This is a genomic window from Alkaliphilus peptidifermentans DSM 18978 (genome assembly GCF_900101495.1).
GTDB classification, from domain to species: Bacteria; Bacillota; Clostridia; order Peptostreptococcales; family Natronincolaceae; genus Alkaliphilus_C; species Alkaliphilus_C peptidifermentans.
Genome location: NZ_FMUS01000021.1, coordinates 64333 through 91175, shown reverse-complemented (window position 1 = coordinate 91175; position 26843 = coordinate 64333). Strand labels below are relative to the sequence as shown.

Genomic DNA, 26843 nt, shown 5'->3' with positions numbered 1-26843 from the left:
ACCGTAAAGGTACTGAAGTAAAGTCATTTTAAAAAGAACTACTGGATCAACAGATGGACGTCCATTATCATGACAATACAATTCTTCGACTTCGTCATAGATAAAACTAAAATCAATGTACTTATCTATTTTTCTTAGTAAATGGTCTTCTTTAACTAGCTCTTCGAGCATAACAAACTCATAAGAAGTTTGCTTATCTTTAGCTTTAGTAAGCATAATTCATCACCTCATTATACATATTCGACATCGATTGGATAAATCCTTTTTGAATAAAAAAAAATCCACCCTTTTCAGGTGGACTTTGTCAACAGTCTCAGGAAAGTTCTACTTTCCTATTAAATTCGGGGTTGTTAAGGGGGCGATCCCCCTTATGATCAATGAGGAGGATACAGCGAAGCGTCCTAAGGAACTCAGGGGTTCCTTTGGAAAACAAAAGCATTTTATCCATAGGTTTTAACGCATGAAATGCTTTTGTTCTTGATCAGACTTTAAAAGGCATTCAAGGATTAAATCTTTAATGATGTTAGGCATTATTTCATAGACATCCATTGTTAAAACCCTTTCAGTTACCTTATGTAGATCCTTTCCCCAGGGACCAATATTAATAACAGGCATCTTCAAAGTAGAAAGGTCCTTTAATGGTATACGATAAATAACGTCCCAGCCAGGGCTGTTGGCTTTTATCAATTCAATATCTTCCTTTTTACCCACCCAAGAAGCATAGGATAAATCAGAGATACCCATAAAAAATCCTTGAGACTCAAAGGTTAAGTTATATTTCTCACCTGCAATCCTGTTAATGGTTTCTTCGAGTGAAAATGGAATCTTTTGATCAATAAATTGGTTATTGATGTGTGGATAATATGGACCCGATAAAGCAACAATAATGGTTGGTCCCTCTAAATCAATCCATTCAGTAATAAATTCAATAAGACGTGTAGCTGCCTCTGGAAGGGCAATTTTATTTTCGTGTAGTAATCCTACCATTTCCACTTGATAATCATTATAGGCTTCTTCAAAAAGAGATTTGTTCTTTTCCATAGCCATATTATAAACCATCTCAAAAGTATAGACTTTAGGTGTAAAGGATATCTCATCTGGTTCTTCTCCAATCAAATTACAGTAGTTTTCATAGGCATCCTGAAAGTGAATAAGGGTATCTCTTAAGGTTCTATTGGATAAAGAAACTAATTTGTCCATAATCTCTTTAGGAGATCTAGTAAAGGTCAACCAATTAAAGTAACCTGTAGCAGCCTCTGGAATAGATGCATCATAGGCTTTTTTTCGATCCTTTAGATTCACCCATACTGGGGGTGGTGTGGCTTCATTACCATATACATCACAAAGCTGCACATTTAGCTCAGTCTTTCTTTGCAAATCTGCAAGTACTAAGGATGGGTTAAAGCCATTAAAGGGTTCTCCAATATGACTTTTAACACCCTTTACATAAAGAACAGGCATAATCTTACCAACTGAGCCTTCGTAAAAAATGGCTTTCCCCTTTGTTTGATTGAAATAGGGCTCACTATTGATTGTCAATATATACTCTAATTGATACCTGCTTCTTAGGGCCGTCATTAAAGAAATTGCACTAAGCATTCCCTTTGATAGGGTTTCTTCATCGGGTACACTGAGTAATAGGATATTGCCATTAAAGTTTTTATCCTCTGAAAAATAAGAGCTTAATACCAGCTGAATGGCGGCACCTGATTTCATATCTGCAGTCCCTCTACCAAAGGTCCATTCACCAGATTCAAGATCCTTCCCTACCTGAGGGGAGAGCTGTCGCTCTCTTAGTGCTGCTTCCAGTTCATCTGGACGTAGAGCAACAGATTTGAGCTTCCCGTACTCTTCAATATCTAAGGTGTCGTGATGATGAATCATAACAATGGTCTTATTTCCCTTTCCCTTTACCAACGACCAGACAACGTTTCTTTCATAAGGGTCATTTTCTATTGGATGAGTTCCACAAAGATCACTATTTTCCTGGAAATAAGGCTGCTCCTTAATCCAGTTTAAAATTTGCTCCTCAATATAGGTTTCCCTTAATGTATTGGTATCACTTTGTGTTGCCAAAAGGCGGAGAAATAACGGACGAATCTTTTCTTCAAACATGATATCTCCTTCTTTCATTACTAATTTTTCTTTAAAAGGATTAAGGATTTAAAATGATTTTCTTTATATTTTTACCTATTAAAGACCTATTATAATCATCATATCAGTGATTTGAATAATTCTATATGAATAAACTAAGCAAATACAGTATTTGAGTGTATAAGTAAAAGATATTTATATCAAAATATACAAATAAATGAGAGGTGATATGATGAATTGCAAAAAAACTCAAATTATTTTTACAAAAAGCAGCCCTTTTTTTATAGTAAATGGTCAAAATGTAACAGATGAAAATAATAATTCAATTAATGTAAAGGCGGTAACAGCAATATGTCGTTGTGGAAAATCACAATCAATGCCTTACTGTGATAATAATCATGAAAAGGATAGAGTAGTAATTAAAAAGTCTCATGAGAGGGACAAAAATAAATGGAAAAGTTACAAAGGAGAAAAAATTACTGTTCATTTCAATTTGGGGTTATGCAGTCATGTAGGATTATGCCTAAAATTACTTCCATCAGTTTTTAACTTGGATTCAAGACCATGGATTAATGCAGATGGTGCTTCTGTAGAAGAAATAATCCAATTAATTTCAAAATGTCCTTCCGGTGCACTTGCCTATACTAAGGATGGGCAGTATATTGCAGATTTTGACTCTGATGCTGTTATTATTATATCAGCCAAAGGCCCTATTACGGTTAGAGGTGATGTGGAGCTTATCGATGAGGATGAGAGTATAAAACAATTAAAGGCACAAAAAAGGTATACTCTATGTAGATGCGGAAAGTCTAAAAATCAACCTTTCTGTGATGGCACTCATCAGCAAAATTGATTAGCATATGCTTCTGATTAAGAAATTATGTGCTTGGGTGAATCAATTGTTAAATATCAATTTTAACTGTATAATTTAAATATGCTAAGTGAAATAAATAATCTTTAAAAGGATGGACAACAATATGAGACAGATCATCGGATTTATTGTTAATATGTTACCTTATATGATAATTGCACTTCCTATTTTAATAATAGTAAGACTAGTAGCTTATTTACATAAAAAAGACAAAGAAGTTAAGGTGAAATTTTGGCACGAAGCAGGAATTATTGTTTTTGGACTATATTTAGTTGGACTCGCTTCTCAAACTGTTATACCCAAGTTGGAATATGGAATAGGTGGAATTAGTATTATTGGTGGCGGGATTGATCATAGCCGTATAAATCTTATTCCTTTTAACAAGGTTATTGAAACTTGGCAGATTGCCTATATAGATGGATATATTGACTATTTCATAATAGAGGTTTTAGGTAACATTGGCGTATTTTTGGTTATAGGATTCATGCTACCACTACTTTGGAAAAGGTTTGAGAGCTTGAGAGCTACGGTCTTAACCTGTTTCCTTATATCATTATTTATTGAAGTGGTACAGCTTGTCTTACCTAGGGCTACAGATGTTGATGATTTGTTGATGAATGTTTTGGGAGGACTGGTAGGATACTATATTTATAAAGGCATTAAAATGTTCAGTCCAATATTCCTTAATAACTTTAAGAAATGTTAATAGAAGACTTTCCATTAATTACTAATACTTATTCACCCTGAAAAGAGTTATTAACCGCGTATTTATAGTATAAGAAAAAAAGACGTGGGGGTAATAATATGAGTTTTCATGAATTTAAAAATAATATTAATTTAATAAGGAGTTTTAGTTTAAAGCTACACAAGGAGCCTATTCCTATTAAGGCACAAAAAACCATGTTAAAGTTCTATGCAAAGACTCTTAGAATTAATCTTACAGACAAGATGTTAGACGACTTTATATACACAAACATTAAACCTCTACAAATGATAAGGACGGCTATTCAACAGGCATATTAAATGGAAAATACTTTGATTTTAAGGGGGAGTCAGATTGATTAGTAGCATATATAATCAGGAATTACTTAGGCTATTAGACAAAAAAGAAAAGGAAATCATACATTTAAAACAGAAGCTTAATAATATAGAAAAACATGCTGATATGGATGACTTAATGGAGATATTTAATAAGCGAAAAGGCATTAACCAACTGGAAATTGAGATGTCAAAAGCCGTTATCAGTATGCAGCCATTAACCCTGTGCTTTATAGACGTTGATGACTTAAAAAAGATTAATGATACATTAGGGCATTGTCAAGGAGATAATATACTAATAGCTATAAGCAATTTAATAAAGAAAAATGTTAGAAAAAGTGATACAGTATTTAGATATGGAGGAGATGAAATAGTTATTATACTTCCAAATACCAACCTAGAAGAAGCTGATAATATATGTAGAAGAATCGATAATTGCTTGATGAACTTGAATATTCACAATATACCATTTAAAATCAGCTTAAGTAAAGGACTAGTTGAATTTGACTTAAATAAAAATAAATCACCAAGGGAATTTATTAAAGAAGCAGATGTAATAATGTATAATGAAAAGGAGAAAAAAAAAGCTATATAAGGCAAATTAAAGATTAATTGAGGTATGATAACTAACACTAAAGAACCTCCCAATAATAAAGATACTAGTGGTTATTAAAAAAAGTGAATAAACTTATAAATTTAGACGAGGATGATATTGAGTCATCCTTTTTGCTTTGTATAAAAGGATTAAAATATATTATGTCGAAGAATAAAATGAAATCAATAAAGGGTCATGGTACTTAAAGCAATAAATATGATAGTACTAATGAAAAAGTTACTAAAGTTGATAAGGAGTGGTATTGGTGGCACAATTATTTGAAAAGGAAAATAATCTTAACATGGTATATAGCTTTAAAAATGATTATAGTGAAGGTGCACATCCTAATATATTAGAAGCCCTTAAAAATTTAAATTTAGTACAACAGGAGGGCTATGGTGTAGATGATTATTCTAAAGAAGCAGTAGATATTTTAAGAAGTAAAATAAGCAATTCAAATGCTGATATTCATTTTGTATCTGGTGGTACACAGGCTAATCTGATAGTGATTTCTTCGATACTTAAACCCTATGAGTCTGTGATATCAGCTACCACAGGGCATATCAATACCCACGAAACAGGTGCCATTGAAGCCACAGGGCATAAGGTCAATGGGGTAGATACTAAGGATGGAAAACTAACACCTAATGATGTTAAATCCGTATTGGAATATCATGTCGATGAACATATGGTAAAACCAAAATTGGTTTATATTTCAAACACAACAGAATTAGGTACAATTTATAAGAAGAATGAATTGGAAGAATTATCATCCTTCTGCAAAGACAATCAATTGTTATTATTTTTAGATGGAGCACGGTTAGGCTCTGCTTTAACATCACAGGATAATGACTTAAGCTTAGATGAGTTATCAAGACTGGTAGATGCTTTTTATATTGGAGGAACAAAAAATGGTGCATTACTGGGTGAAGCCATAGTAATTAACAAAGAGGAGCTAAAGACAAATTTTAGATATAATTTAAAACAAAAAGGAGCATTGCTTTCAAAAGGTAGAGTATTAGGTGTGCAATTTCTTGAATTATTTAAAGATGATTTGTTTTTTGATCTGGCAAAGCATGCTAACATAATGGCAACAAAATTAAGCACTGGTATAGAGGGTTTAGGCTATAGTTTATTAACTAAATCGGTGTCTAATCAAATATTTCCAATACTGCCAGATACGATTATTGATAAATTGAGTAAGAAATATTTGTTTTATGTATGGTGTAAATCTGGAAATGCTATGTCTATAATTAGACTTGTAACCTCTTGGGCAACAAAGGAGGAGGCTATAGAAAGTTTTATAAATGATTTAGAGGCATTAAAATAGGAAGGATTATTTTCTTGAACCCCTTTTTCTTATTTTCATGACCCAGATGGGCATAGATTGGGAGTTGCATTACAATACCCTTTAACATCGTCTACAGTGGGCATGGGAAAATGATTTGCAGCCTTTTTTATTAAATAGGGAAGTTCGTTCCAGATTCCTATCCAATACGGGTTTTTAATTTAAACAATAATGAAAAAAATTTCGAAAATACTGTTGACATTAAAGTAGCTTTAAGCTTTATAATTAAATTAGGCCGAAGGAGGAATTATTATTGTGTACACAATAGGACAGTTTGCCAGAATAGGTATGGTTTCTACATCTGCGCTAAGGTTTTACGATGAAATTGGGTTGCTGAAACCCAGTACTATAGACAAGTATAATGGGTACAGATATTATTTAGAAGAGCAAATTGATGATATACATTTTATATCAGAGATGCGTGAATATGGATTTTCACTGGAGGAAATCAAAGCTTTTTTGAATAATAAAAAGAATACCTTGGAAGATTCACTTAGGGAAAAATATGACCAACTATTCTGGGAAGAGCAGAAAATTACATATATCAGAAGAAAGCTAAAGGATAAGATTAATTATGTAGGAGGTGAAGGCGATTTTATGGATATAAACAAGCAAGATAATAATAAATTAGAGGTTAAGGTGGTAACAAAAGAAGTCGAAATTAAGACTATAGGTATTTCTGTAACAATACCATCATGGCCTCCAGATCCTAGTATTTTTGCGGATCTTTGGACCCGATATTGGGATGAAGATATAAGTAACAAGATACCAAATAAAAAATATCCTTCTGTTAGATATGGCATACTAACCTTTGAAAATGGTGCCGTTAATTATTTAGTAACTGATGAGGTAACATCATATGATGGTGTTCCGGAGGGGTATACCAAATTTGATATACCAAAGGGAAAGTATGCTGTATGTACATTTAACGGGAGGACCTTTGATGAGATGGTTAATGACTCTATGCAAAAAGCAAATGACCATCTGCTTACATCTTGGCTTCCAGAATCAAATTACAAACATGCAGAGACATTTTCATTAGAAGTTTATGATGATAGAAGCAGGAGGAAGGAGTATCCAGAAATGGATATTTATCAACCAATAATAGATTAATTAATACTTAAGGGGCAGATTGCAAATCTGCTCCAAAAAACTTAAACATCTATATAAAATTAAGTGTTCCACATTTCTATATGTGGTTTTTCTTTATTTTATCAATAAACTCTAAGGTTTTTTCAATTATTTTTTTGGTTTCATCATCATCATTATGCATATCAAATGCATGGTCTGCTGTTGAGTGAACCATATGGGTTATATCATATCCAGTTTCTAAACCCTTAGAAATAAAATAATTGTTATGAAGACTAGGTGCGTCATTTGCGGCTTCAGCTATAAAGATTGGTGGAAGGTTAGATGGTGTATAATTTTCTAATATTGATTCGGGTATCTTTCCATAATAAGCAATGATGCCATCAATATACTCCATACCCTCCTGTGAAATCCTCCTACAGGTTGGATGCACACCAGCAGAAAACATAAATACACTTATATTATCGGGGTCAATACCTAAATCATTGCTGTTTTGTCTTATATACGAAAGTAAGTCTAACACATCATCAGGAAAATCTGACCTCCAGTTAAAGGTTATTGCAGTATGGCCAGATGCAGCAACAAGTCTGGCCCAAGAAGTATAGAAATCATGGTCTTTAAGATTAGACATCCCTTGTGCCCTTCCATGAACAAAAACTATTGGGCTGTTGTTATCTTCAGGTTTTTTATCGGATGGATAGTAAATGTCTAAGCTAAGGTTTGATATTCTATCTTCTTTATATTCTATATTTTTTACTACTTCAACATTATCCATATTGGGAACTTCATATAAAACACCACTAAAGCCTCGTCCAGGTATTGTAGTGTTCTCGGTAGTGCTTGTATTAGCAGCTTCTTGAAGATTGTCAATTTCTGATTGCTCTTTCATATTATCATACGAAGTTTGATTTGAAGAGAAAACTGCAATACCAGCAATGCAAAGTATGATGATAAAAGTTAACGAGAGTAAAGCTCTTTTATTCATAAGCATCATCTCCTTTTACAAATTAATAATAAGTAATTGTCTATAATCGGCTATATGGAAAAGTGTACCAATATCGAAATACACTGTCAATTGAATTGTGAGAAAATTACAAAATATTAATACAACCAATAATTTTTAGTAACTTATATAGTACAAACGGTTACTTTAGTTTTAAAAATCGGGTTTGTTAGCAAAAATATACTTTATCTTCAGTCTGGGGGTAGATTAATCTATCCTTTTTTTGTGAGTCTTATGAATATATTGATGTAGGCTTAAATCCATTACATTTGTAACTACTAGGTATATAAGCCACCTGATATGATAAATGTATAGATATAATCACAATTTAGGAGGTAATAATATGGCGATTGCATATATGAAGAATATTGTAAAAAGATATGGCACTCAGCTTGCTCTTGATAACGTTGATCTAGATATTGGAAACGGAGAAATCTTAGGTCTACTAGGCCCCAATGGAGCAGGGAAGACCACTCTAATATATTCATTAGCAGGCTTAATTGGGATTGACTCAGGAGAAATTCAGCTATTTGATAAGAGTCAAAAAGGTCATATGATAGAAATTAAGCGTCAGATTGGATTAGTTACACAGGAAATTTCTATATTTGACGATTTAACAGCTAGAGAAAATCTTGAATTTTTTGGTGGAATATATGGACTGAAGGGGAAAGCATTAAAGGATCGTGTAGATGAGACACTAGAATTTGTTGGCCTTTCAGAATATGGGAAAAGGCTGCCAACCAAGTTTTCTGGTGGTATGCAAAGGCGATTGAATATTGCTTGTGCCTTGGTCCACAGGCCAAAATTTTTGATTATGGATGAGCCAACAGTGGGAATTGATCCTCAATCTCGAAACCATGTTCTTGAAACTGTACGAAGGCTCAATGGACAAGGCACCACCATTCTGTACACCACCCATTATATAGAGGAAATCCAAGCTATTTCATCGCGTGTAGTAATTATGGATCAAGGTCATGTAATTGCTCAAGGAACTATAGATGAACTGGTGGAGAAAATTAAACATGAAGAAAAAATTAAGCTGGAGGTGGCAGAACCTAGCGAAATACTTCTAGAAAAGCTTCGTAATCTTGTGGGGGTTAAGCAGGTTACTCAAATTGGTAGACAAATACAAATTATCTCCCGTGTTGGATCAGGAAATTTGGATAGAGCACTTTCCATTGCAAAGGATGCTGGGGGAGTAAGATCAGTAAGCGCAGAAAAGCCAACGTTAGAGGATGTATTTTTAACCCTCACTGGTAAACAGTTAAGAGATGGAGAGGAGGGGTAGATATGATTCTACGATCAAGCTACTTTATGCTCAGAAGAATGCTGAGGGGATATCTTGGAGTAGTTATGTTAACAGTACTCCCATTAGTTCTAATTACTGTATTAGGTATGATAGCGGGAAATGCTATAGATGAGAAATCAGGTATTCCAATGATGGATGGAATAGCAATTACTATGGTTCTTGCCACCCAGCTTTTTGGAGGTAATTATACAATGGAATATGTACGAAATGACTTCCTTTCATCAAATAAATGGCGGATGGCCTCTTTACCCTATAACTCCCATACCCATGCCTTTGCAATTGTTTTAACATCTTCACTCTTTACAGCTTTGCAAGGATTTGTAACGGTTTTATTTACACAATGGGTCTATGGGGTTAACTGGGGAAACATAGGTTTAGTCTTGCTGGTAATTATGGGCATATCAACCTTATCTCATCTAGTTTATGTAGTGCTGGTTTTAGGAGTGAAAAACTATAAAACTGCTGAAGGAGCAGGTACTTGGTTTGGAATGATCTCCATCGTTTTAGCGGGGGTGTGGTTTCCTATGCCACAAACTGGAGTTATAGGCTTGATTTCAACCTATGTTAGTCCATTGTCACTAGGGCAAAATGCTGTATATGCAATTATAACTGGAGAAGATCTTAGTAAAGGAATTTTGAGTGTTGGTATATTGGTAGGAGCATCACTTGTAATGGGAACTATTGCAGTATATCTTGGAAGGAGGAAATTGGCGTGACAGTATTTAAATTTGTTTTTAAGCGTTATTTCCGTAATCTATCGAATGTAATTTTTCTAGGACTGCTTCCCATAGCTGCAGCATTTTTACCAATTGGAGGAACTCCAGAGTGGATTCCCCTGCCTTTAGGCTTTCAGTATTATGGACTTATACAATTATTAATTGCAGCAAGATTAGCTGAAGTGATTATGGAGGATCGTATAAATAAAATCCTGCTTCGAATTGGAGTTACACCAATGACTCATCTCCAGTATTTATGGCAAAATTTGCTTGCATTTTCTGCAATACTAACAGGAGTAAATGTAATAGTTATGATCTTGGGAATAGTGGTGCATGGGGATGCTTTAATTTCCCCAGGGTTGCTTTTTATCATTTTCACTGTGTTTTCCATGACTTCAATAGGCTTTGCTTTGGCATGGTATTCCTTATTTCGCAATAAGGAAACAGCCTTTAGCTTATTGGGGGGAGTTATTATATTGATATCAATGCTTGGGGGAGTTATGTGGCCCATTCAGATTATGCCTCCATTAATTCAGAGGCTTGCTATGTTATTACCTACCTATTGGCTGATGGAGGGGATATTGATTGTTGTAAAAGGCGGAGGTTTCATTGATCTAATGCAACCTTTAGCTTTAATGGCTATGTTTAGTTTGGGATTTATTATTTTAGGTAGTAGAAGGAGAATTTAGAGTTTTGTTCCTTCCATAAATAGATGTTATACTAAGGTCATGACAAAGGGATAGGATAACCTTATAAGAAGGTGTATAGTATATGATAAGAGATCGAGAAATATGGACACCAGAAAACAGTATAATACTTTGGCGAGTAATTGGATTATGTCTACTATGTATACTTTGGTTAAGGAGCCAGGGTGGAGAAGTAGGGGTAGTCCTTCTTCTGTTTCTATCAATAATGGCTTTAGCAAGGTGGAGGTTTGTTTTACCAGAATGGATGGTGATCATTGATCAGTTGGCGTGTTTCCTTATAATACCCCATTGGCCTGCGGCCTACTATTTTTTAGCCATACCTATGTTTGAAGCTATGTTGATTGGTAAACATTGGATTATGATACCAACAGTTGTTGCTTTGCTATATCTCCCACCACCCATTATATTAATTGCTGTATTTATACAAGCTGGGTTTACAGGCTGGGTCCTTCGATGCTGGTGGAAGGAAATGAAGCTCTATAGACAAGAGGCAGATCTCCAAAGAAGAAGCCGATATGAGCTAGAAGCTTTAAAAAGTGAGCTTTTAGTTTCCAATATTCAAGGAGCTAGGATGGCAGAGCTAACAGAACGAAATCGTATTGCCCAGCAATTGCACGATGAAGTAGGACATGAAATCACTGCTGCTGTATTGGCACTGCAAGCCTTTGAACAGCTATGGAGGGAAGATGATCCATTAGCTAATGAGATGTTTATTCAAGCCCAAAAGAGACTTTCCAATAGTGCTCTTTACTTACGGGAAACAGTTCATAATATGAAGCCAGTAAAAGCCATCGGAATAGATAGTCTACTGGAGATAAGTAATGGATTTAGTATATGCCCTGTAAATTTTCAAGCTTATGGAGACACATCTAGGGTACCAGTTTATTTATGGAGTATTCTTGAACCCTGTTTAAAAGAAGCTTTAACCAATGTAATGCGTCATGCAAAAGCGTCAAAGGTAGATGTAGACTTAGATGTTAATCCAAATATTATAAGGCTGAGTATACAGAATGATGGTAGTGTCAGTAACAGTGACGTCATTGGTATTGGTATGAGAAATCTTAGACAGAGGGCCAGAGCTGTTGGGGGTAGCCTATCTATAGATACCTCAGACGGATTTAGGCTTATTTGTGTATTGCCTTTAGATAAGGATTATTATTAAATTAGACTATGGATAAGGAGGCAAACAATTTGAAAATATTAATCGTAGATGATGACCCATTGGTTTGTCAAAGCCTTCAGGTTCTACTTTCTCGAGAAAAGGATATGGAAGTAATTGAAACAGTTAATAATGGCGCTGAAGCTATTGGTTATTGCCAGCATACAATACCAGATGTTGTATTAATGGATATACGTATGCCTGTTATGGATGGAACACAAGCAACGCGACAAATAAAGCAGGACTGGCCACAGATTCGTGTAATGATGCTCACCACATTTCAAGATGAACAGAGTATAAGACTTGCAATTCTAGCTGGTGCAGAGGGATATTTAATTAAATCCACAGAGGTTTCTGGAATGGCTCAACAACTACGAACTTTAGTTGCAGGCACTTCAGTCTTAGATGGTGAGGTTCTTAAACGACTGATGCAGCCAGAAAAAGAGGAAATTCAACAACTGACTCCCAGAGAAAAGGATATAGCTGAATTAGTTGTACAAGGTTTATCAAATCGAGAAATAGCAGAGCAATTATTTATAAGCGAGGGTACAGTTCGTAATAACCTTTCAATTATACTTGAAAAATTACAATTGAGAGATAGAACTCAATTGGCAATTTATTATTGGAGAAGAATATAGTAAAGAGGGACAACTATTTGTCCCTTTTAAATTAGTTAATTTAAACATAAGATTATTAGGCTAATTAACTCTTTAATATACTTTTACATTGTTATTAAATGGAAGTTTGTAAGTGATTTATTGATAAGTATATAGTATAATTATTATAGAATAGCCTTTAAAGTAGTATAAAGGAGGGAAAAAAATGGGCATAGATAAGGTGAAAATACTGGGCGAAGGACCTTATCCTTTACCGATGGATGATTTCCAAAAAAAAATAAATCTAAGTATGGATACTGACATTTGTATAATTATCCCGAAAGTAGGCATAGATTTTCCGGATAATGCTCAGCAGCATGTTCATGATAGCTTCGAATTTTTCATACCCTCCTCAACGATGCCCTACCTTAGTCTAGAAAAGCAATGCTATATAGGTGAAAAAGGGAAAATTTGGACTGTTAATTCTGGTCAGTATCACGGTCCTCATAAACCTATGCTTAACAAGCATTTTATTTCCATCAATATCGACACTGACTTTTTAAATGAAATAGCATATTCTGTCTATGGGAAAGCTAATGTGTACTTTAAACAGGGAAACTATAGTTTTGACAATAGGTTAAGAGAGCTGATAAGCCTATTTACCGAGGAATGCAGTAGTTTTCAGCATGGTCGACAACTGGTATTAAAGAGCATTAGTACTCAGATAGCAGTATATCTGCTTAGACAAATTGATAATAATATGCCCTTTCTATTATCTTCTAGCTACAATACATCTAAGGCTAATATAGATAAGTCTATTGAATACTTAAGAGATCAATACGATGAGGAATATTCCCTGGAAGAAGTAGCTAAAATAGCACATTTGAGTCCCTATTATTTTATTAAAACCTTTAAATCATACACTGGTAAAACCCCGTATGAGTATCTATTGTGTTTAAGAGTAAATAAGGCAAAGGAGTTATTAACTTCACGTGACTTTAATATAACTGAGGTTAGCTACAAATGTGGATTCAACAACCTTAGTAATTTTATTACATTTTTTAAACGTAAGGTTGGAGTAACCCCTTATCAATACCGTAAAATTATGTTGAATAGATAAAAAATTTCATTAAAGTCTCCTCACTTCAGAGGTGACTTTTTTCTTTTTTTGATGAAACTTTTAAGTTTTTATCACAAAAATTCATTTGCATATATTAGTTGATGTGTTATATTATATATATAACAGATATAATGAGTGCCGTAAAAAAGTTGAAAGTTCATGAATCATAAGGAGGTTTATTATCATGCTGGTATTAAAAAATGTTTCTAAATCCTACGACAATTCTAAAAATGCAGTAGATAAAATTTCATTGGAAATCAAAAAAGGAGAAATAATCGGATTTATTGGACCCAATGGTGCAGGTAAGACAACAACCATCAAAATGATAACTGGAATCATTTCACCAACTGAAGGAGATATAGTAATAAATGGAGTAGATATTTCAAAGGCACCAATTGAGGCAAAAAAGAATTTCACCTATGTACCTGATCATCCTTCTATATTCGATGCAATAAAGGGTATAGATTATCTGAATTTTATTGCGGACATGTATGAGGTTTCCATAAAAGATAGAAAAGAGAGAATAGAAAGGTTTACAAAGGTATTTCAAATATATGATGCTTTAGCTCAAACAATTAATTCCTACTCCCACGGAATGAGACAAAAACTATTATTATCAGGAGCACTGTTGCCAAATCCCAACCTTTTTATTTTAGATGAACCTTTAGTTGGTTTGGACCCCCATTCAGCTAAACTATTAAAGGATTTAATGAAGGAGCATTGTCGAAATGGTGGTACCATATTTTTTTCTTCCCACGTGCTGGAAGTGGTGGAAAATTTATGTGATAGGGTAGCTATAATTCATAAGGGGAAGCTTATTGCTTGTGATACACCGGATAATATTAAAAAGAATAAAGATTTAACTCTTGAAGAAGTGTTTTTGGAGATGACTAAAGATGAATAAATTTATAGCACTAACCAAAATTCAGATATTTGATTTTTTAAGTAAATATACTCAGCACTTAAATGTTAAAAATAAATGGCTTGGTAAGCTAGCCCTGCTATTGCCAGCCTTACTCATAATTCCAGCACTACAATTGGTCTTAAGTATGTATGAAATCTTTGATAGTGTTGGTTTTCCGGAGCTTACAATAACCTATATGTATATTGCTAATGTGATGATGATGTTTTTCGCAGGCATTCCATTCATTATATCTGTATTTTTTTACTCCAAGGATCTACCATTTTTAACATCACTGCCATTAAAGGAGGATACAATTGTATTTTCTAAATTGGCCTCAGTGTATATATATCTTTTAGCAATAGGTTGTTTCTTCTTTGGCACCTCAGTCATAATATATGGGGTAAAGGGAGGACTTCAACTATATAGTTTAACTGCTGGTTTAATAGCACTATTAATATCCCCATTAATACCTATGATACTATCAACATTGCTAATTATTCCCTTTATGTCCATAATTGGGAGAGGTAAACGAAGGAATCTGATGGTTATGGCTGGAAACATTATATTAGTGGTGGCCATAATATTTATTCAGTTATCTATAGCAAAAGTCCAAATTGATCCTGAAGCATTTTCTAGTATTTTACTTCAAGAGGATGGATTATTAATGCTTATTGGCCGAAGCTTTCCGCCAAGTATTTGGCTTACACAAATGATAAAGGGATCATTAATAAGTGGAGTATTATTTATTCTTCTAAATATAGCTTTGATATACTCTCTCAAATTAGTATCACATCTTTTGTATAGGAATGGACTACTGGCCTTCAATCAAGAGGGCGGTGGCTTTAATGAAAAAGGTAAAATTTACTATAAAAAAAGAAGCAAGGGTATTCAAATAATTAAAAGGCATATTCTAATTATTTTTAGCAATCCCGTATTTACACTAAACACTGTAATGACTATGATTATCCCAATCCTAGTGTTTATAATAATGTTATTTACCGGTGAGGTTAATACCGGGCTATTTCAGTCTCCAATGCTGGCTCCTTATGTAGTATTTATATATACAGCAGTTATAGCTACCCCTGCCATTGTCGGGAGCATATCGGCAACAGTAATTACTAGAGAGGGAAAAACCTTTTGGGAAACAAAGGTATTGCCAATAACAACAGCTGATAATATAAAATATAGAGTATATTCAACTTTCATTCTATCCTTTGGAGGATCACTGGTTCTTGCCATTGTAGGAGCAGCTTTTTTACCAGTGTCGCCAATAATGATAATTGTAGCATCTATTTTCTGTATATCTGCTACTCTATTCTTTTCTACAATAGACATAGCTATTAATATTGAAAGACCAATATTAAATTGGACTAATCCAACAACAGCTGTGAAAAACAATTTAAACATTATGATTTCTTTGCTAATTAGATTATTAACAGGAGGGGTATTATACCTTCTTTACATGCTGATTAATAATTTAAGTGCTAATGTTATTCTTATAATTTTCAGCTTCATTTTAGTTAGCTTATATGGTGTGTCATACTATGTTGTGCTTAATAAATATATAAATAAATTTAACAATATAGTATGTTAATGATTTGTAACTTGTTTAAAGGTAGTGTTTATAAATATATTCTGAGGGTGATAATATAAAAATTAAAGGGTTTAGGGGTAAAAATAAGCGACAGGAGAGAAAAATATCTTCTCTCTGTCGCAACCTGTTCCTTTGTCTAATAATCATAACCTTCTTCATTTATCAAATCCGATTAAACTATACTTATATATGTGTTGTACGCAGTGGCAAATATTATATTTTACTTAATAAATCCTCTTTTTTCTTTTGAAATTCTTCTTCTGTTAATATACCTTTTTCTTTTAATTCCTTTAGTTTTTCAATTTTAACAATAGGATCATCAATAGCTGGGCTAGATTGAATAGGCTTATCTTTTATGTTTTCCATCAATTCGTGAATCAATTTAGTAATTTCATCTGTATCCTTTTGAGGTAAATCAATTTCCATAATATTTGTTAATGATTCAATACGTAAAACAGAAGATAATAATACTCCTTGCGATTGAATATTGTTGATATTTTCTAATGCTATTTGCTCTACCTTAGTATTAAATAGTACTTTTGAACAATGTAAGATTCGCTTTGTTGTAATTGTCAAAATACCAGGGGTTTTGTTACTAAAATTATAAGGCTTTACTTTAATTGATTCCTTTTGAGTGATAATACCAACATTAACTGCACGTAAGTGTATTACTTCTTCACTGTCCAACAATTGTTTGTCAATCATTTCATATAAACCTTTTCCCATAAGTGGATTAAGTCTTTTTTTGTCTTTTGCTTCTTTAAGCGCTTTTTCTAAGTCAGCTCTCATGAAATTCCTCCTAAAATTTATTTATAACATTAACACGCATTTGCCATTGCGCACAACTTATACATTCGTGAATTTGATATTTTGATATTTCGGTACTTAAGGTGGGTGCCAGATTACAGTAATTGGTATAAAAAGATCATCTTAAAGAGTAATTATCTTGTTCTCCCATTTGAATATATTCTACAGTTACGTCAAGCATCCTTTGAAGAAATTTGCATACTTTTGTCGAATACTATTTTTTTATAAATTTGTAAAGAAATACAAGACTATATTAAAAGCACTAAGGCTATACACATTAAGAAATATAACCATTGCGTTTAATAAAATTAGTTATGATACTGCACATAATGAAGGAAAAGGGTAGGTATGTGTGGGTAAAAGGCAGGAGAAGAAACAGCTATTTAACTACTTGTAGGATTGGATGAACTTAGCATGAGTACTACAAGTATTTTGTACGTACTTAATAAGTAATTTTAAGAAAAAAAGGATGAAGAAGCACTAGCTTTAGAGATAATTAATAGGAGCAACAGCCAAATCATCTTCAACCTGAGTCGCTTAGAAAAAGCGAAATTTTCAGTCTTAGAGACAATAATTATCATTTTTATTATAAAATTATAATTGCATTTTCTAGTAGAAGTGTTATATTGTATATATAACATATATAATACTTCTTATTGTAATAAAATGGAAAGCATATGAGTCTTATGTTAATCAATAGTTTTGAATAAATTCCAATGTGGAATATTAGACTGGAGGGTGATGGTTTGAAAAATATTAAAGGCTTTAAAGATTGGTATTCACTTTTTAAAGTAGTAATTATCATAGTTTTAATAGCAGTGATTTTCATTGGCAGTAGGGAAAGTAAAGTTAGTATCTATGATAACACAATAGCAATAGGTGGGATGTATAGCATCAAAATAGATAAAAATGATATTATAGAAATATCCTTAAGGGAGGATATTCCTAGGATTCATGGAAAAATAAATGGTATAGGTATATTCAACCTAAAAAAAGGACATTTCAGAATGGATGAAATAGATAAAGCTAGATTATACCTTCATGCTTCAGAGGGTCCTTATATTTATATCGTTACAGGAAATGATATTATTATATTGAACTATAAAAGTAAAGAGAATACGACATCAGTATACAATGATATTAACAAGCTTATGAAATAAACAAGTTAAATTTAAACATTAATTCCCTTGAAATATAATCATAAACAAAAGATGGAGGACAAATAATGTCAAAAAAACTAACTTTTTTTATTGTTATAATTATAGCATTAGTCCTTATGAGTGGATGTTTTCCTACAATCCAAGAAGAAAAGACGGAAAATCCTCCACCGCAACAGAACAATGACGAAGAAAACACTGAAGATATTAATGAAGAGATAAAAGAAGACCCCATAAAAAAGCAAATTGAAAAAATGACTATAGACGAAAAAATTGGACTATTGGTAATTGTAGGTCTTGATGGATATGCAATAGATGATGATTCCAAAAGCCTAATTGAGGAATATTATGTGGGCGGTTTTATCTTATTTGGTAGAAATGTAAAAAATACAAATAGTCTGCTTCAATTAATTAACTCATTAAAAAGTACAAACAAAAATAATAAAATTCCATTATTTATATCTATTGACGAAGAAGGTGGAAGGGTTAGTAGGGTTCCGAAGGAATTTATGAAGGTACCAACAAATAGAAAAATTGGACAGATTAATAATAAAGAACTCTCTTTTGAAATTGGAAATGTAATTGGAGAGAAAATAAGAGCATTAGGTTTTAATCTGAATTTTGCTCCTGTTATGGATATAGATAGTAATCCTTTGAATCCAGTAATTGGAGATAGATCCTTTGGCTCTGATGAAAGAATTGTAAGTCAACTTGGTATTGAGACAATGAAGGGTCTCCAAAATAGTGGAGTTATTCCAGTAGTAAAGCATTTTCCAGGGCATGGAGATACTTTTTTAGATTCTCACATAAGTCTACCAACTGTGGATAAGGACTTAAATAGTCTTCAACAATTTGAGCTTATACCTTTTAAAGAAGCTATCGATAATAATGCTGATGCAGTAATGATTGCCCATATACTATATAGTAGGATAGATTCTGAAAACCCAGCCACGTTATCTAAGACCATTATTACAGAAGTTTTAAGAAATCAGATGAACTTTGAAGGAGTAGTTATTACTGATGATATGACCATGGGGGCTATAATTGAAAACTATGATATAGGTGATGCAGCTGTTAAATCTGTAAATGCAGGCAGTGATATTATTTTGGTCTGTCATGGATATGATAATGCTATAAAGGTAATAAAAGATTTGAAAAGTGCAGTAGAGGGTGGAATAATATCAATTGAGAAGATAGATGAAAGTCTATACCGAATACTACAATTAAAACACAAATATGATTTAAAGGATGAAGTAATTGACTCTATAGATGTATGGAAAATAAACTCACAGATAGAAAAAATTCTAAATGAAATTCAATAAATTCTATATACGATAGGTAATAACACATTAAAACAAATTATACCTTGAGCATTTTTTAAAAGATAAGACGCTTGAAATACCTTGATTTTACCCGCTGTTACAATGACTCAGCACCCATACGTATAACTTTATACGCTGCGTTGGCTGGGTTTTCTTACGCCTTTAGTTTGAAGAAATTTCAACTTAGAGCAACTTATTTGTCGAATTTTGCGGTAGAAATTATATAATAATTTTTGGATTTATGGAGGAATAAAAGCAAATCATGTTGAAAAGATAGAAAGGAAAAATGCAAGGCAAAGAACAAAAGCATTTCATGGGTTAAATTCTATGGATAAAATGCTTTTGTTTTCCAAAGGAACCCCTCGGGTCATTAGGACGCTTCGCTGTATCCTCCTCATTGATCACAATGGGGATCGCCCCCTTTACAACCCCGTATTTAATAGGAAATTAAGACTTTCCTATTAAATGAAAAATGTAATAAAAAGCTACATAGATTTGAATTAATTTGAATAGAAATTTATTAAAGTAAAAACTAACCAAATTAAATTTTTATAAAAGATTCAAAAAAATTGATTTTATCATAGAGAGGTGTTTATAATGGCAGTAGTAGAGGTTGTGAAATATAACGGTAATCCAGATGTATTTGCTTGGAAATATCCGAGTGAACAGCTTGGTACATGGACACAGGTTATTGTTAATGAATCACAGGAGGCTATTTTATTTAAGGGTGGGCAAGCTCTAGACTTGTTTCCCGCCGGAAGACATACTTTAGAAACTGCAAATATCCCAATTTTAAATAAAATAGTCAATCTTCCCTTTGGCGGGCGTTCGCCTTTCACTGCGGAGGTTTGGTATATAAACAAAATTTTCTCCCTTGATGTAAAATGGGGTACACCTACTCCAATTCAACTACAAGATCCTAAGTACAAGATTTTTATTTCCCTTAGATCATTTGGTCAATTTGGTGTTCAGATTGAGGATTCAAGAAAATTCTTGATGAAGCTGGTTGGTACACTTCCTTCATTTGATAAAGATAATATGCTTAAATTTTTTAGAGGGTTATATCTAACAAAGGCAAAGGATGCCATATCTACTTATCTAGTACATAAAAAAGTTAGTGTTTTGGAGATTAATGCCTATCTTGATGAATTATCAGAGTATATAAAGGATAAAATGATTCCAATTATGTCGGAATATGGAATTAAACTGGTGAACTTTTATGTAAATGATATAAACATTCCAGAGGATGACCCTGCGGTAAATAAACTAAAAGAAGCTTTAGCGAAGCGGGCTGAAATGGACATTGTTGGATATGATTATGCTCAAGAGCGTTCTTTTGACACATTAGAAGGTGCTGCCACTAATCCAGGCTCAGCTCAGTCTGGTCTAATGGGAGCTGGGGTTGGATTAGGAATGGGAGTTGGTTTAGGGGGTGCTATGGGCCCTCAATTTAGTAGAATAGCAGAGAACATAAAAACTTCAACAGTAAAAACTTTATCAAAAAGTTGTCCAAATTGTAATGCCGCCATGGAAATAGAAAAGCGATTTTGCAGTGAATGTGGACATAATTTTGAAGAAAAACAGGAAAAAAACGAAACAACCTGCAGCAATTGCAATTTTAAGTATGGAAAAAATGTGAAATTCTGTCCTGAATGTGGAACCATATATAATCCATGTCCTGAATGTGAAGAGGATGTTAAAGAGGGTGCCGACAATTGTCATAAATGTGGAAGTTCAATGCCAAAGCCATGTTCTAATTGCAGCACGTTATTAAAAGGAAAAATGAAATTTTGCCCAGAGTGTGGAACAACTCTGGTGAAAAGATGTTCTAATTGTAATTTTGAAATAGACGGTACTCCAAAATTCTGTCCAGAGTGTGGCAATAAAATATAGAATTTTATAATTCGACAAAGAAAAAATGATAACAAGTACTGTAAAAATAGTCATCACTTAAAGAGGAGGGATTAAATGAAAAAAAGTAATAAACTAGCTGCGTATGTTGGAATATGCTTAATAATAATAGCTATTACATTAGTTACTTTCTTTGTGGGATTTTCAAAGGATGATAGAACAAGTTTTGACTATGCAGGTTTGGTTTTTGTGCTGATTTCAGAATTTGCCTTATTTGCAGGTTTGTTTTTACTAACAATAAATGATAGGTATACAAAGACAACATTTATTAGGGCAGGTATAACTACAGCATTGAGTGGTTATTGGATACTCGCCACCTTTACTTCCCTGTTGTTTAGAAAAATTTTTAATGATAACTTAGGTGGATTTATTACAACGCAGATTATGATAATGGGTGTAGCAGCTACTATATGTATTAGTTTATTAGTATTATCCTCCAATATACATAACTCAAATAAGAAAAATTCAAATATCAGAGAATGGCTACAGGATGGTGAAAATATTGTTTTTTCTCTCAAGAATGATACAAAATTTCAACCATATAGATACTATCTTGATGAGCTATATGAAATGTTGAAATACAGTGATAAAATGGCTAATAACATTGTTTTAGATCAAGAAATTAGTAATGAAATAAGCAAATTAGCTGCCTTTCTAAAGGACGAGGAGGGAAAGGAAACAGAAATAAAGCAATTTATAGATAAGATTAATTCAATGATTAAAGAAAGAAATATGATAACTCTTCAATCAAAACGAGGGGGTTTTTAGAATAAAAGCAAACTTATAATAATAAAGGGAGGAAAAACAAAGTGAGTACAGACAACTCTAGCTATCATGCTAAAAATAAAGATCTGCATAAAAATCCCCCAATATCCTGGTGGCTTTCTTGGCCTATAATTATCATTGTAACAATAGTATTTTGGCCTGTTGGTATATTCTTAATTTGGAAGAGAACTACTATTGACAAAAAGGCTGCACTGATTTCAGGAAAGATAATCACAATAATTGGGTGGATAAGTGTTGCCTTTGCAGTAATTGGACTCTTAGTTAGCATTTCAGAAGGGTTAGGCAGCGATGACGTTTTTATGATTTTATTCTTTTTAATTGCTGGTGGTGCATTAATATTCCTTGGTAGAAGAACAAAACAAAATGCAGAAAGATTTAAAAAATACATTTCAATTATTGTAAACCATGAAGAAACATCTATTAATAATATTGCAGCAGCTATACCAACATCATATGAAGTAGCCAAAAAAGATATACAAAAGATGATTAATAGGGGATATTTCTCAGGTGCATATATTAACGAGACATTAAAAGAGATTATTTTACCTAAAGAGCAAGACATATATAATATGGATACAAATGTAAAGGTTGACTCTAATCCTAATTTAGAAATGGTTGCCGTCAGATGTAAAGGCTGCGGCGCAAATAACAAGATCCGTAAAGGCAGCGTTGACGAATGTCAATATTGTGGTTCTCCTATTAATAGTTAAAAAATCAAATATATAATAATTACTTTTCATAAAGAGATTAAAATTATCCCGCAAATTAGCTATGTGTATTTTGCGGGATTTTATATTTTTATTATATTAAACCAAATTCCAGTAGTAGAATATCCATATTAAAACTATGGAGGAAGTGGCAAAAATAGAATAATGGATACGGCCAAATCTTCCCCAGTAACCCTTCACCCAAGCTACAATTGAAAGTATAGCAATTGGAACTGCCATAATAGCCAATAACATAGGAATAATATCTAGAATTGAAGCCCAAGCTGGTAAAATACCAAAGTATGACATAGGCACACCATATACTGGATTAGGTTCACTGGAAGCAAGAGATCCCGTCACAAGTAGTAAAGTTACAAGACTAAAGGCTATAGCAATCCAACCAGCAGCAACCGCCAGTTTAGGGTTTTGCGTTTTTTTACCTTTAAATAAGCTTAATATAAATAGCACTATCCAATATATAAAAGAAGCGATAGATGTTAATAAGACAATGGCAAAGGCTAAAATTGTAAACATACCTGTGGCATACCAAGGAGCCTTTGAATAGGTCATTGGTCCATCAGAAGTAATCATAATTCTCCCAAGAGGATCTGTTTCAAAAACAATTGTTTTAAAAGGACCAAAATAATCCTGAGTTCTTTCTTCTCTAAGATTGCCATATACTCCTGGTTCAATTTCTACAAAAGAATTAGTTTCTCCCAAATGAGTTACGAGTAAATACCCATCATCATCTACATCCACTTGGATAACCCCCATCATAAGACTAATCAGACTGTCTGATGTAGTGAAGCTACGTCTACTCATATGATATTCTCCTCGATACTGACGAGATCTTTCGAGGCTGTTTTGGTTTGGCTTTTCAAATGTGCTGTTAGATGATGGATAATAATGATCTAAAAATGCTTGGAATATTTCATTAGAAATAATGTGGCCGCCACCACTATAGGAAATGAAAACACCAACATTTTCCTCTGGTAGTAAATAAAAGCCTGTAGTGAATATCATAGTTCCGCCACCCTGCAAGAGGGTTCTCTTTCCATTAAAGATGCCCTCCATAAAACCAAGGGTCATACCTCCAAGTAAAGGATGATGAGTAAACTGAGAGCTATGCATTAATTTAGTTGTATCCGCATTTAGAATTTGGATATCGTTTAAGCTACCTCCATTCAAATGAGCCATCATAAATTTACTCATATCAGAAGCCGTAGTACTCATGGCACCTGCAGGCTCTGGCACATATTCGAAGCTAGCTTCTAAGAATTGGCCATCGACAAATCTATAGGGAGTCGCCAGTTTTGATGACAGCTCAAGTGGTAAAGGCTGACGGAAGGAACTAGTATTCATTCCCAGCGGTGTAAATATATTTTCCTCTATGTATTCAGCAAATTCGACTCCAGAGACCCTCTCAACAATATAACCAGCAAGGGTCGAACCATAGTTTGAATAGGCGGCCACTTCGCCAGCTGGAAACACACGGGCAGGAAGGTGGAGACGCAGGTACTCATTTAAAGGAGGAAGTTTATCTTCTTCCAAGTAGAAAAGCCCTGCAAAAGCATCTTCAAAGCCTGGAGTATGGGTCATTAAATGCCTTAGGGTAATTGGTGCTGTTTCTGATTTTTCATTGTGAAGCTTTGATGGAATTTCAAAATCTAAATAATTATTAATATCAACATCTAAATCCAGCATACCAGCCTCAACAAGCTGCATAACAGCTGTCCATGTAAATATTTTAGAGGTGGAGCCTATTCGAAAAAGAGTACCAGCAGGATTAACAGGAATTTTCTTTTCTATATTGGAATATCCATAGCCCTTTTCCATAACTGATGCTCCATTTGAAACAATCGATATCGTAAGATTTGAAATATTATATTCATCCATCTTTGAAAGGATTACATCATCTAGAAATTCTTCAACGTTTTTAACATTGCTAGAATTTGCTATAACAGGTGATATAGCGAAACATAAAATTAGGATAGTTAACAAAGCTGTCTTTAGCACGATTTTTAAATTTTTAAGCATGAAATTATCTCCCCTTTAATAAACTTTTTTGTAAATTTGCGGCAGTAACAATATCGCTGCCTGTGCTTTCTAATATACCAATTATCATATCTTCATTAAAATCCTCCGGTAGCAGTCCATTGGCAACCATAACAGAAAGTCCTAGCTGAAAAATTCTCATTTTTAGTAAAATATTCATTAGCACCTCATCAGGCAGGCCTTCAAGATCAGGATCTTTTCTCATCTCTTCTATTAGAAAACCACCCATATCTTGATCATAGTCCTTCATATGTTGATTGTTCTTCATTATTAAATCTCTAAAAAGTACGCTATACTCCTTAGCGAATTTAATACTGGCAACACCTATATCACGAAAGGAATTCCCCGAATTCTCAGCGAGGTACATTTTCTGGCCAACCTCATTGATTTTTCTTATCACCGCAACGATTAATTCATCAATATCTTTAAAATTTACATAAATCGGTGCAATAGAGCTTCCTAATCTATCAGCCACCTTTCTTACAGTAATGTTATCAATTCCCTCCATCCGTGCTATTTCAAAAGCTGCATCAATAATTTTTTCCTTTGAAAACTTTTTCTTAGGTGCCATACTATTCCTCCTTAAAAATATAAAAACTTTATATAACTAATGATATATAACATATGTTATATTATATGTTTGGCTTTGTAAAATTACAATACAAAATTTATAATAATTAAATTATCTAATAATAAATTTTAGTTTGTTTAGTTTACTGGATTCATCTAAAAAAAGATTTTAGTATGGTATGCATTCTGATAGAATAGGATTATAATCCATGAAATAAGCTTGATAATTGTTGTAAAGGGGGAGTGGTAGGATATATGAAAAAAAATGTTAATTTAATTATTCTTTTGTGTTTAGTAATATCTTTAGCTGGTATAGCTTTATTTCCAATTGATGTTGTAGGACAGGTAGACCCCTTTTCAGAGATTCAATTAAAGCTTTTAAATATATCGGAGGATGAAATTGAAATCATTCATAATCTTTTTGTCTTAGCAAATGAAATAGAAGAAATGGAAAAGCAGGAGGTTGAAATTGCCAGGGAAATAGACGGCATAAATACAGAAATGCTGATTTTGGAGAAAAACATAAAAAAAGAAGAAATTAAATACACAAAAAGTAAGGATGCTTTGGAGCAGGTTCTTAAAACCTATCAGCGTATGGGGCCAGGTTCTTATTTAGAAATAATACTTAATTCAGATAGTTTGACAACATTTCTTAGAAGAATAAACACCTTAAGGGATCTAACCCGTAACACAGGAGATCTGATGGAGCAGTTGGAGGAAAGTAGAGATAAACTGACAGCTGAAAATCAAAAACTTACTGAAAAATTGAATTTAATAGAGGAAAAACATCAATTGCTGAGGGAGTCTCTAGCAAAATCCCTTAGCCTGAAGGAAGAGATGGAGCATTATTTATTTTCCTTAGAGGAAGATAGAGAATATTATCAAGAGCAGCTTGAAAATATGCAGATCATGTGGACTGAACTTAAACCATTATTTTCAGAAACTATAAAGGAATTTACTAGAATAATCAAAGAAGGGAATTTCCCGGATGATGCCATAAAGATATCCATTACCTTATTTGGAATAAGAGGTTCTTTAGAAGATAAAGTCTTCAATAGCATAGTAGCTGAACAATCAATTCTACCGAGAATGGAGTTGAATTTTTACCAAGATAAAGTTGAATTAAGGATGCCTGACAATCATCTTATTCTAATAGGAACTTTTGTAATTAAAGAGGGCAGTATACTTACGTTAAAGGTGGAGGAAGGGAGCTTTTTCAACATGCCTCTTCAGGCTGGGGCAATAGATGAGTTATTCAGTGAAGAAGAGTTGCAGTTGGATTTTAAGCCACTACTAGAAGGTAATACTATTCGGTCTGTTGAAATAACAGAGGGTTATTTGAGGCTACTATTTTTACCTTCTTTTTTCTAGTACAATCTTTAAGA

25 protein-coding genes and 1 pseudogene are annotated in these 26843 nt (G+C 33.3%); 20 read left to right on the top strand and 6 right to left on the bottom strand.

Annotated elements, in window-relative coordinates; all coding sequences use genetic code 11:
* Together BLP68_RS14705 and BLP68_RS14700 are read right to left on the bottom strand one after the other, a co-directional pair.
* A pseudogene (locus tag BLP68_RS14705) lies at nucleotides 1-216 on the bottom strand (IS5/IS1182 family transposase); the annotation flags it as partial.
* Between the two features lie 237 nt (nucleotides 217-453).
* The gene (locus tag BLP68_RS14700; RefSeq protein ID WP_176759051.1) at nucleotides 454-2115 is read right to left on the bottom strand and encodes a M20/M25/M40 family metallo-hydrolase; all 1662 of its coding nucleotides are present in this window, start codon (nucleotides 2113-2115) and stop codon (nucleotides 454-456) included.
* A 211-nt stretch (nucleotides 2116-2326) separates the two neighbouring features.
* Between BLP68_RS14700 and BLP68_RS14695 the strand changes: the two genes are divergently transcribed.
* The 6 genes from BLP68_RS14695 to BLP68_RS14670 all read left to right on the top strand — a co-directional run bounded on the left by BLP68_RS14695 (nucleotide 2327) and on the right by BLP68_RS14670 (nucleotide 7059).
* Entirely contained in the window at nucleotides 2327-2947 is a 621-nt protein-coding gene (locus BLP68_RS14695) for a CDGSH iron-sulfur domain-containing protein (RefSeq protein WP_176759050.1), read from the top strand.
* 124 nt (nucleotides 2948-3071) lie between these two features.
* Nucleotides 3072-3671: a VanZ family protein gene (locus BLP68_RS14690; protein WP_176759049.1), complete on the top strand. Its 600-nt coding sequence runs from the start codon at nucleotides 3072-3074 to the stop codon at nucleotides 3669-3671.
* A 98-nt stretch (nucleotides 3672-3769) separates the two neighbouring features.
* A complete protein-coding gene (locus tag BLP68_RS14685) occupies nucleotides 3770-3988 on the top strand; it encodes a hypothetical protein (RefSeq protein WP_091545297.1) in 219 nt (72 codons plus the stop codon).
* 34 nt (nucleotides 3989-4022) lie between these two features.
* Nucleotides 4023-4598: a GGDEF domain-containing protein gene (locus BLP68_RS14680; protein ID WP_091545295.1), complete on the top strand. Its 576-nt coding sequence runs from the start codon at nucleotides 4023-4025 to the stop codon at nucleotides 4596-4598.
* Nucleotides 4599-4863: 265 nt separating this feature from the next.
* Nucleotides 4864-5928 carry a threonine aldolase family protein gene (locus BLP68_RS14675; RefSeq protein WP_330389182.1) on the top strand — a complete coding sequence of 355 codons (1065 nt, stop codon included), beginning with the start codon at nucleotides 4864-4866 and terminating at the stop codon, nucleotides 5926-5928.
* Nucleotides 5929-6201: 273 nt separating this feature from the next.
* On the top strand, nucleotides 6202-7059 hold the full coding sequence (locus BLP68_RS14670; protein WP_091545293.1) for a MerR family transcriptional regulator: 858 nt from the start codon (nucleotides 6202-6204) through the stop codon (nucleotides 7057-7059).
* 76 nt (nucleotides 7060-7135) lie between these two features.
* Here the strand turns inward: BLP68_RS14670 and BLP68_RS14665 are convergent, their stop codons facing one another.
* Nucleotides 7136-8020 (bottom strand): alpha/beta hydrolase, encoded by an 885-nt coding sequence (locus BLP68_RS14665; RefSeq protein ID WP_091545292.1) that lies wholly within the window; start codon nucleotides 8018-8020, stop codon nucleotides 7136-7138.
* A gap of 361 nt (nucleotides 8021-8381) precedes the next feature.
* Between BLP68_RS14665 and BLP68_RS14660 the strand changes: the two genes are divergently transcribed.
* From BLP68_RS14660 to BLP68_RS14625, 8 genes are all read left to right on the top strand, one after another.
* On the top strand, nucleotides 8382-9326 hold the full coding sequence (locus BLP68_RS14660; protein ID WP_091545290.1) for an ABC transporter ATP-binding protein: 945 nt from the start codon (nucleotides 8382-8384) through the stop codon (nucleotides 9324-9326).
* 2 nt (nucleotides 9327-9328) lie between these two features.
* Nucleotides 9329-10063 carry an ABC transporter permease gene (locus BLP68_RS14655; protein ID WP_091545289.1) on the top strand — a complete coding sequence of 245 codons (735 nt, stop codon included), beginning with the start codon at nucleotides 9329-9331 and terminating at the stop codon, nucleotides 10061-10063.
* Complete coding sequence (locus tag BLP68_RS14650; RefSeq protein ID WP_091545287.1) at nucleotides 10060-10752, top strand: ABC transporter permease; 693 nt, start codon at nucleotides 10060-10062, stop codon at nucleotides 10750-10752. Before BLP68_RS14655 ends, BLP68_RS14650 begins: the two co-directional genes overlap by 4 nt.
* 82 nt (nucleotides 10753-10834) lie before the next feature.
* Nucleotides 10835-11932: a sensor histidine kinase gene (locus tag BLP68_RS14645; protein WP_091545286.1), complete on the top strand. Its 1098-nt coding sequence runs from the start codon at nucleotides 10835-10837 to the stop codon at nucleotides 11930-11932.
* Nucleotides 11933-11961: 29 nt separating this feature from the next.
* Nucleotides 11962-12567 carry a response regulator transcription factor gene (locus BLP68_RS14640; protein WP_091545284.1) on the top strand — a complete coding sequence of 202 codons (606 nt, stop codon included), beginning with the start codon at nucleotides 11962-11964 and terminating at the stop codon, nucleotides 12565-12567.
* A 184-nt stretch (nucleotides 12568-12751) separates the two neighbouring features.
* The gene (locus tag BLP68_RS14635) at nucleotides 12752-13645 is read left to right on the top strand and encodes a helix-turn-helix domain-containing protein (RefSeq protein WP_091545283.1); all 894 of its coding nucleotides are present in this window, start codon (nucleotides 12752-12754) and stop codon (nucleotides 13643-13645) included.
* 184 nt (nucleotides 13646-13829) lie between these two features.
* Nucleotides 13830-14549: an ABC transporter ATP-binding protein gene (locus BLP68_RS14630; protein ID WP_091545281.1), complete on the top strand. Its 720-nt coding sequence runs from the start codon at nucleotides 13830-13832 to the stop codon at nucleotides 14547-14549.
* A complete protein-coding gene (locus BLP68_RS14625; RefSeq protein ID WP_091545279.1) occupies nucleotides 14542-16143 on the top strand; it encodes an ABC transporter permease in 1602 nt (533 codons plus the stop codon). The genes BLP68_RS14630 and BLP68_RS14625 overlap by 8 nt, the downstream gene beginning before the upstream one ends.
* A gap of 213 nt (nucleotides 16144-16356) precedes the next feature.
* On the opposite strand, the gene BLP68_RS14620 is transcribed toward BLP68_RS14625, so the two are convergent.
* Nucleotides 16357-16932 carry an SHOCT domain-containing protein gene (locus BLP68_RS14620; protein WP_091545277.1) on the bottom strand — a complete coding sequence of 192 codons (576 nt, stop codon included), beginning with the start codon at nucleotides 16930-16932 and terminating at the stop codon, nucleotides 16357-16359.
* 764 nt (nucleotides 16933-17696) lie between these two features.
* Here BLP68_RS14620 and BLP68_RS14615 point away from each other — a divergent pair.
* The 5 genes from BLP68_RS14615 to BLP68_RS14595 all read left to right on the top strand — a co-directional run bounded on the left by BLP68_RS14615 (nucleotide 17697) and on the right by BLP68_RS14595 (nucleotide 22836).
* Complete coding sequence (locus tag BLP68_RS14615; RefSeq protein ID WP_091545275.1) at nucleotides 17697-18110, top strand: hypothetical protein; 414 nt, start codon at nucleotides 17697-17699, stop codon at nucleotides 18108-18110.
* Nucleotides 18111-18175: 65 nt separating this feature from the next.
* The gene (nagZ, locus tag BLP68_RS14610) at nucleotides 18176-19429 is read left to right on the top strand and encodes a beta-N-acetylhexosaminidase (RefSeq protein WP_091545274.1); all 1254 of its coding nucleotides are present in this window, start codon (nucleotides 18176-18178) and stop codon (nucleotides 19427-19429) included.
* Between the two features lie 597 nt (nucleotides 19430-20026).
* Entirely contained in the window at nucleotides 20027-21322 is a 1296-nt protein-coding gene (locus tag BLP68_RS14605; RefSeq protein ID WP_091545272.1) for an SPFH domain-containing protein, read from the top strand.
* Nucleotides 21323-21397: 75 nt separating this feature from the next.
* Entirely contained in the window at nucleotides 21398-22108 is a 711-nt protein-coding gene (locus tag BLP68_RS14600; RefSeq protein WP_091545271.1) for a hypothetical protein, read from the top strand.
* A 41-nt stretch (nucleotides 22109-22149) separates the two neighbouring features.
* A complete protein-coding gene (locus BLP68_RS14595; protein WP_091545269.1) occupies nucleotides 22150-22836 on the top strand; it encodes a DUF4381 domain-containing protein in 687 nt (228 codons plus the stop codon).
* A 96-nt stretch (nucleotides 22837-22932) separates the two neighbouring features.
* On the opposite strand, the gene BLP68_RS14590 is transcribed toward BLP68_RS14595, so the two are convergent.
* Together BLP68_RS14590 and BLP68_RS14585 are read right to left on the bottom strand one after the other, a co-directional pair.
* Nucleotides 22933-24870 carry a serine hydrolase domain-containing protein gene (locus tag BLP68_RS14590; protein ID WP_091545267.1) on the bottom strand — a complete coding sequence of 646 codons (1938 nt, stop codon included), beginning with the start codon at nucleotides 24868-24870 and terminating at the stop codon, nucleotides 22933-22935.
* Between the two features lie 4 nt (nucleotides 24871-24874).
* The gene (locus BLP68_RS14585; RefSeq protein ID WP_091545265.1) at nucleotides 24875-25459 is read right to left on the bottom strand and encodes a TetR/AcrR family transcriptional regulator; all 585 of its coding nucleotides are present in this window, start codon (nucleotides 25457-25459) and stop codon (nucleotides 24875-24877) included.
* A 254-nt stretch (nucleotides 25460-25713) separates the two neighbouring features.
* Here BLP68_RS14585 and BLP68_RS14580 point away from each other — a divergent pair, with 254 nt between their 5' ends.
* A complete protein-coding gene (locus BLP68_RS14580; protein ID WP_091545264.1) occupies nucleotides 25714-26829 on the top strand; it encodes a coiled-coil domain-containing protein in 1116 nt (371 codons plus the stop codon).
* The last annotated feature ends 14 nt before the right edge of the window (nucleotides 26830-26843 follow it).

Bases quoted from the DNA above. Each gene is read 5' to 3' on its own strand.
- BLP68_RS14580 (WP_091545264.1), top strand. From the start codon at position 25,714: ATGAAAAAAAATGTTAATTTAATTATTCTTTTGTGTTTAGTAATATCT.
- BLP68_RS14620 (WP_091545277.1), bottom strand. From the start codon at position 16,932: ATGAGAGCTGACTTAGAAAAAGCGCTTAAAGAAGCAAAAGACAAAAAA.
- BLP68_RS14690 (WP_176759049.1), top strand. From the start codon at position 3,072: ATGAGACAGATCATCGGATTTATTGTTAATATGTTACCTTATATGATA.
- BLP68_RS14625 (WP_091545279.1), top strand. From the start codon at position 14,542: ATGAATAAATTTATAGCACTAACCAAAATTCAGATATTTGATTTTTTA.
- BLP68_RS14660 (WP_091545290.1), top strand. From the start codon at position 8,382: ATGGCGATTGCATATATGAAGAATATTGTAAAAAGATATGGCACTCAG.
- BLP68_RS14600 (WP_091545271.1), top strand. From the start codon at position 21,398: ATGAAAAAAAGTAATAAACTAGCTGCGTATGTTGGAATATGCTTAATA.
- BLP68_RS14605 (WP_091545272.1), top strand. From the start codon at position 20,027: ATGGCAGTAGTAGAGGTTGTGAAATATAACGGTAATCCAGATGTATTT.
- BLP68_RS14700 (WP_176759051.1), bottom strand. From the start codon at position 2,115: ATGTTTGAAGAAAAGATTCGTCCGTTATTTCTCCGCCTTTTGGCAACA.
- BLP68_RS14645 (WP_091545286.1), top strand. From the start codon at position 10,835: ATGATAAGAGATCGAGAAATATGGACACCAGAAAACAGTATAATACTT.
- BLP68_RS14695 (WP_176759050.1), top strand. From the start codon at position 2,327: ATGAATTGCAAAAAAACTCAAATTATTTTTACAAAAAGCAGCCCTTTT.
- BLP68_RS14585 (WP_091545265.1), bottom strand. From the start codon at position 25,459: ATGGCACCTAAGAAAAAGTTTTCAAAGGAAAAAATTATTGATGCAGCT.
- BLP68_RS14635 (WP_091545283.1), top strand. From the start codon at position 12,752: ATGGGCATAGATAAGGTGAAAATACTGGGCGAAGGACCTTATCCTTTA.
- BLP68_RS14590 (WP_091545267.1), bottom strand. From the start codon at position 24,870: ATGCTTAAAAATTTAAAAATCGTGCTAAAGACAGCTTTGTTAACTATC.
- BLP68_RS14630 (WP_091545281.1), top strand. From the start codon at position 13,830: ATGCTGGTATTAAAAAATGTTTCTAAATCCTACGACAATTCTAAAAAT.
- BLP68_RS14665 (WP_091545292.1), bottom strand. From the start codon at position 8,020: ATGAATAAAAGAGCTTTACTCTCGTTAACTTTTATCATCATACTTTGC.
- BLP68_RS14655 (WP_091545289.1), top strand. From the start codon at position 9,329: ATGATTCTACGATCAAGCTACTTTATGCTCAGAAGAATGCTGAGGGGA.
- nagZ (WP_091545274.1), top strand. From the start codon at position 18,176: ATGTCAAAAAAACTAACTTTTTTTATTGTTATAATTATAGCATTAGTC.
- BLP68_RS14685 (WP_091545297.1), top strand. From the start codon at position 3,770: ATGAGTTTTCATGAATTTAAAAATAATATTAATTTAATAAGGAGTTTT.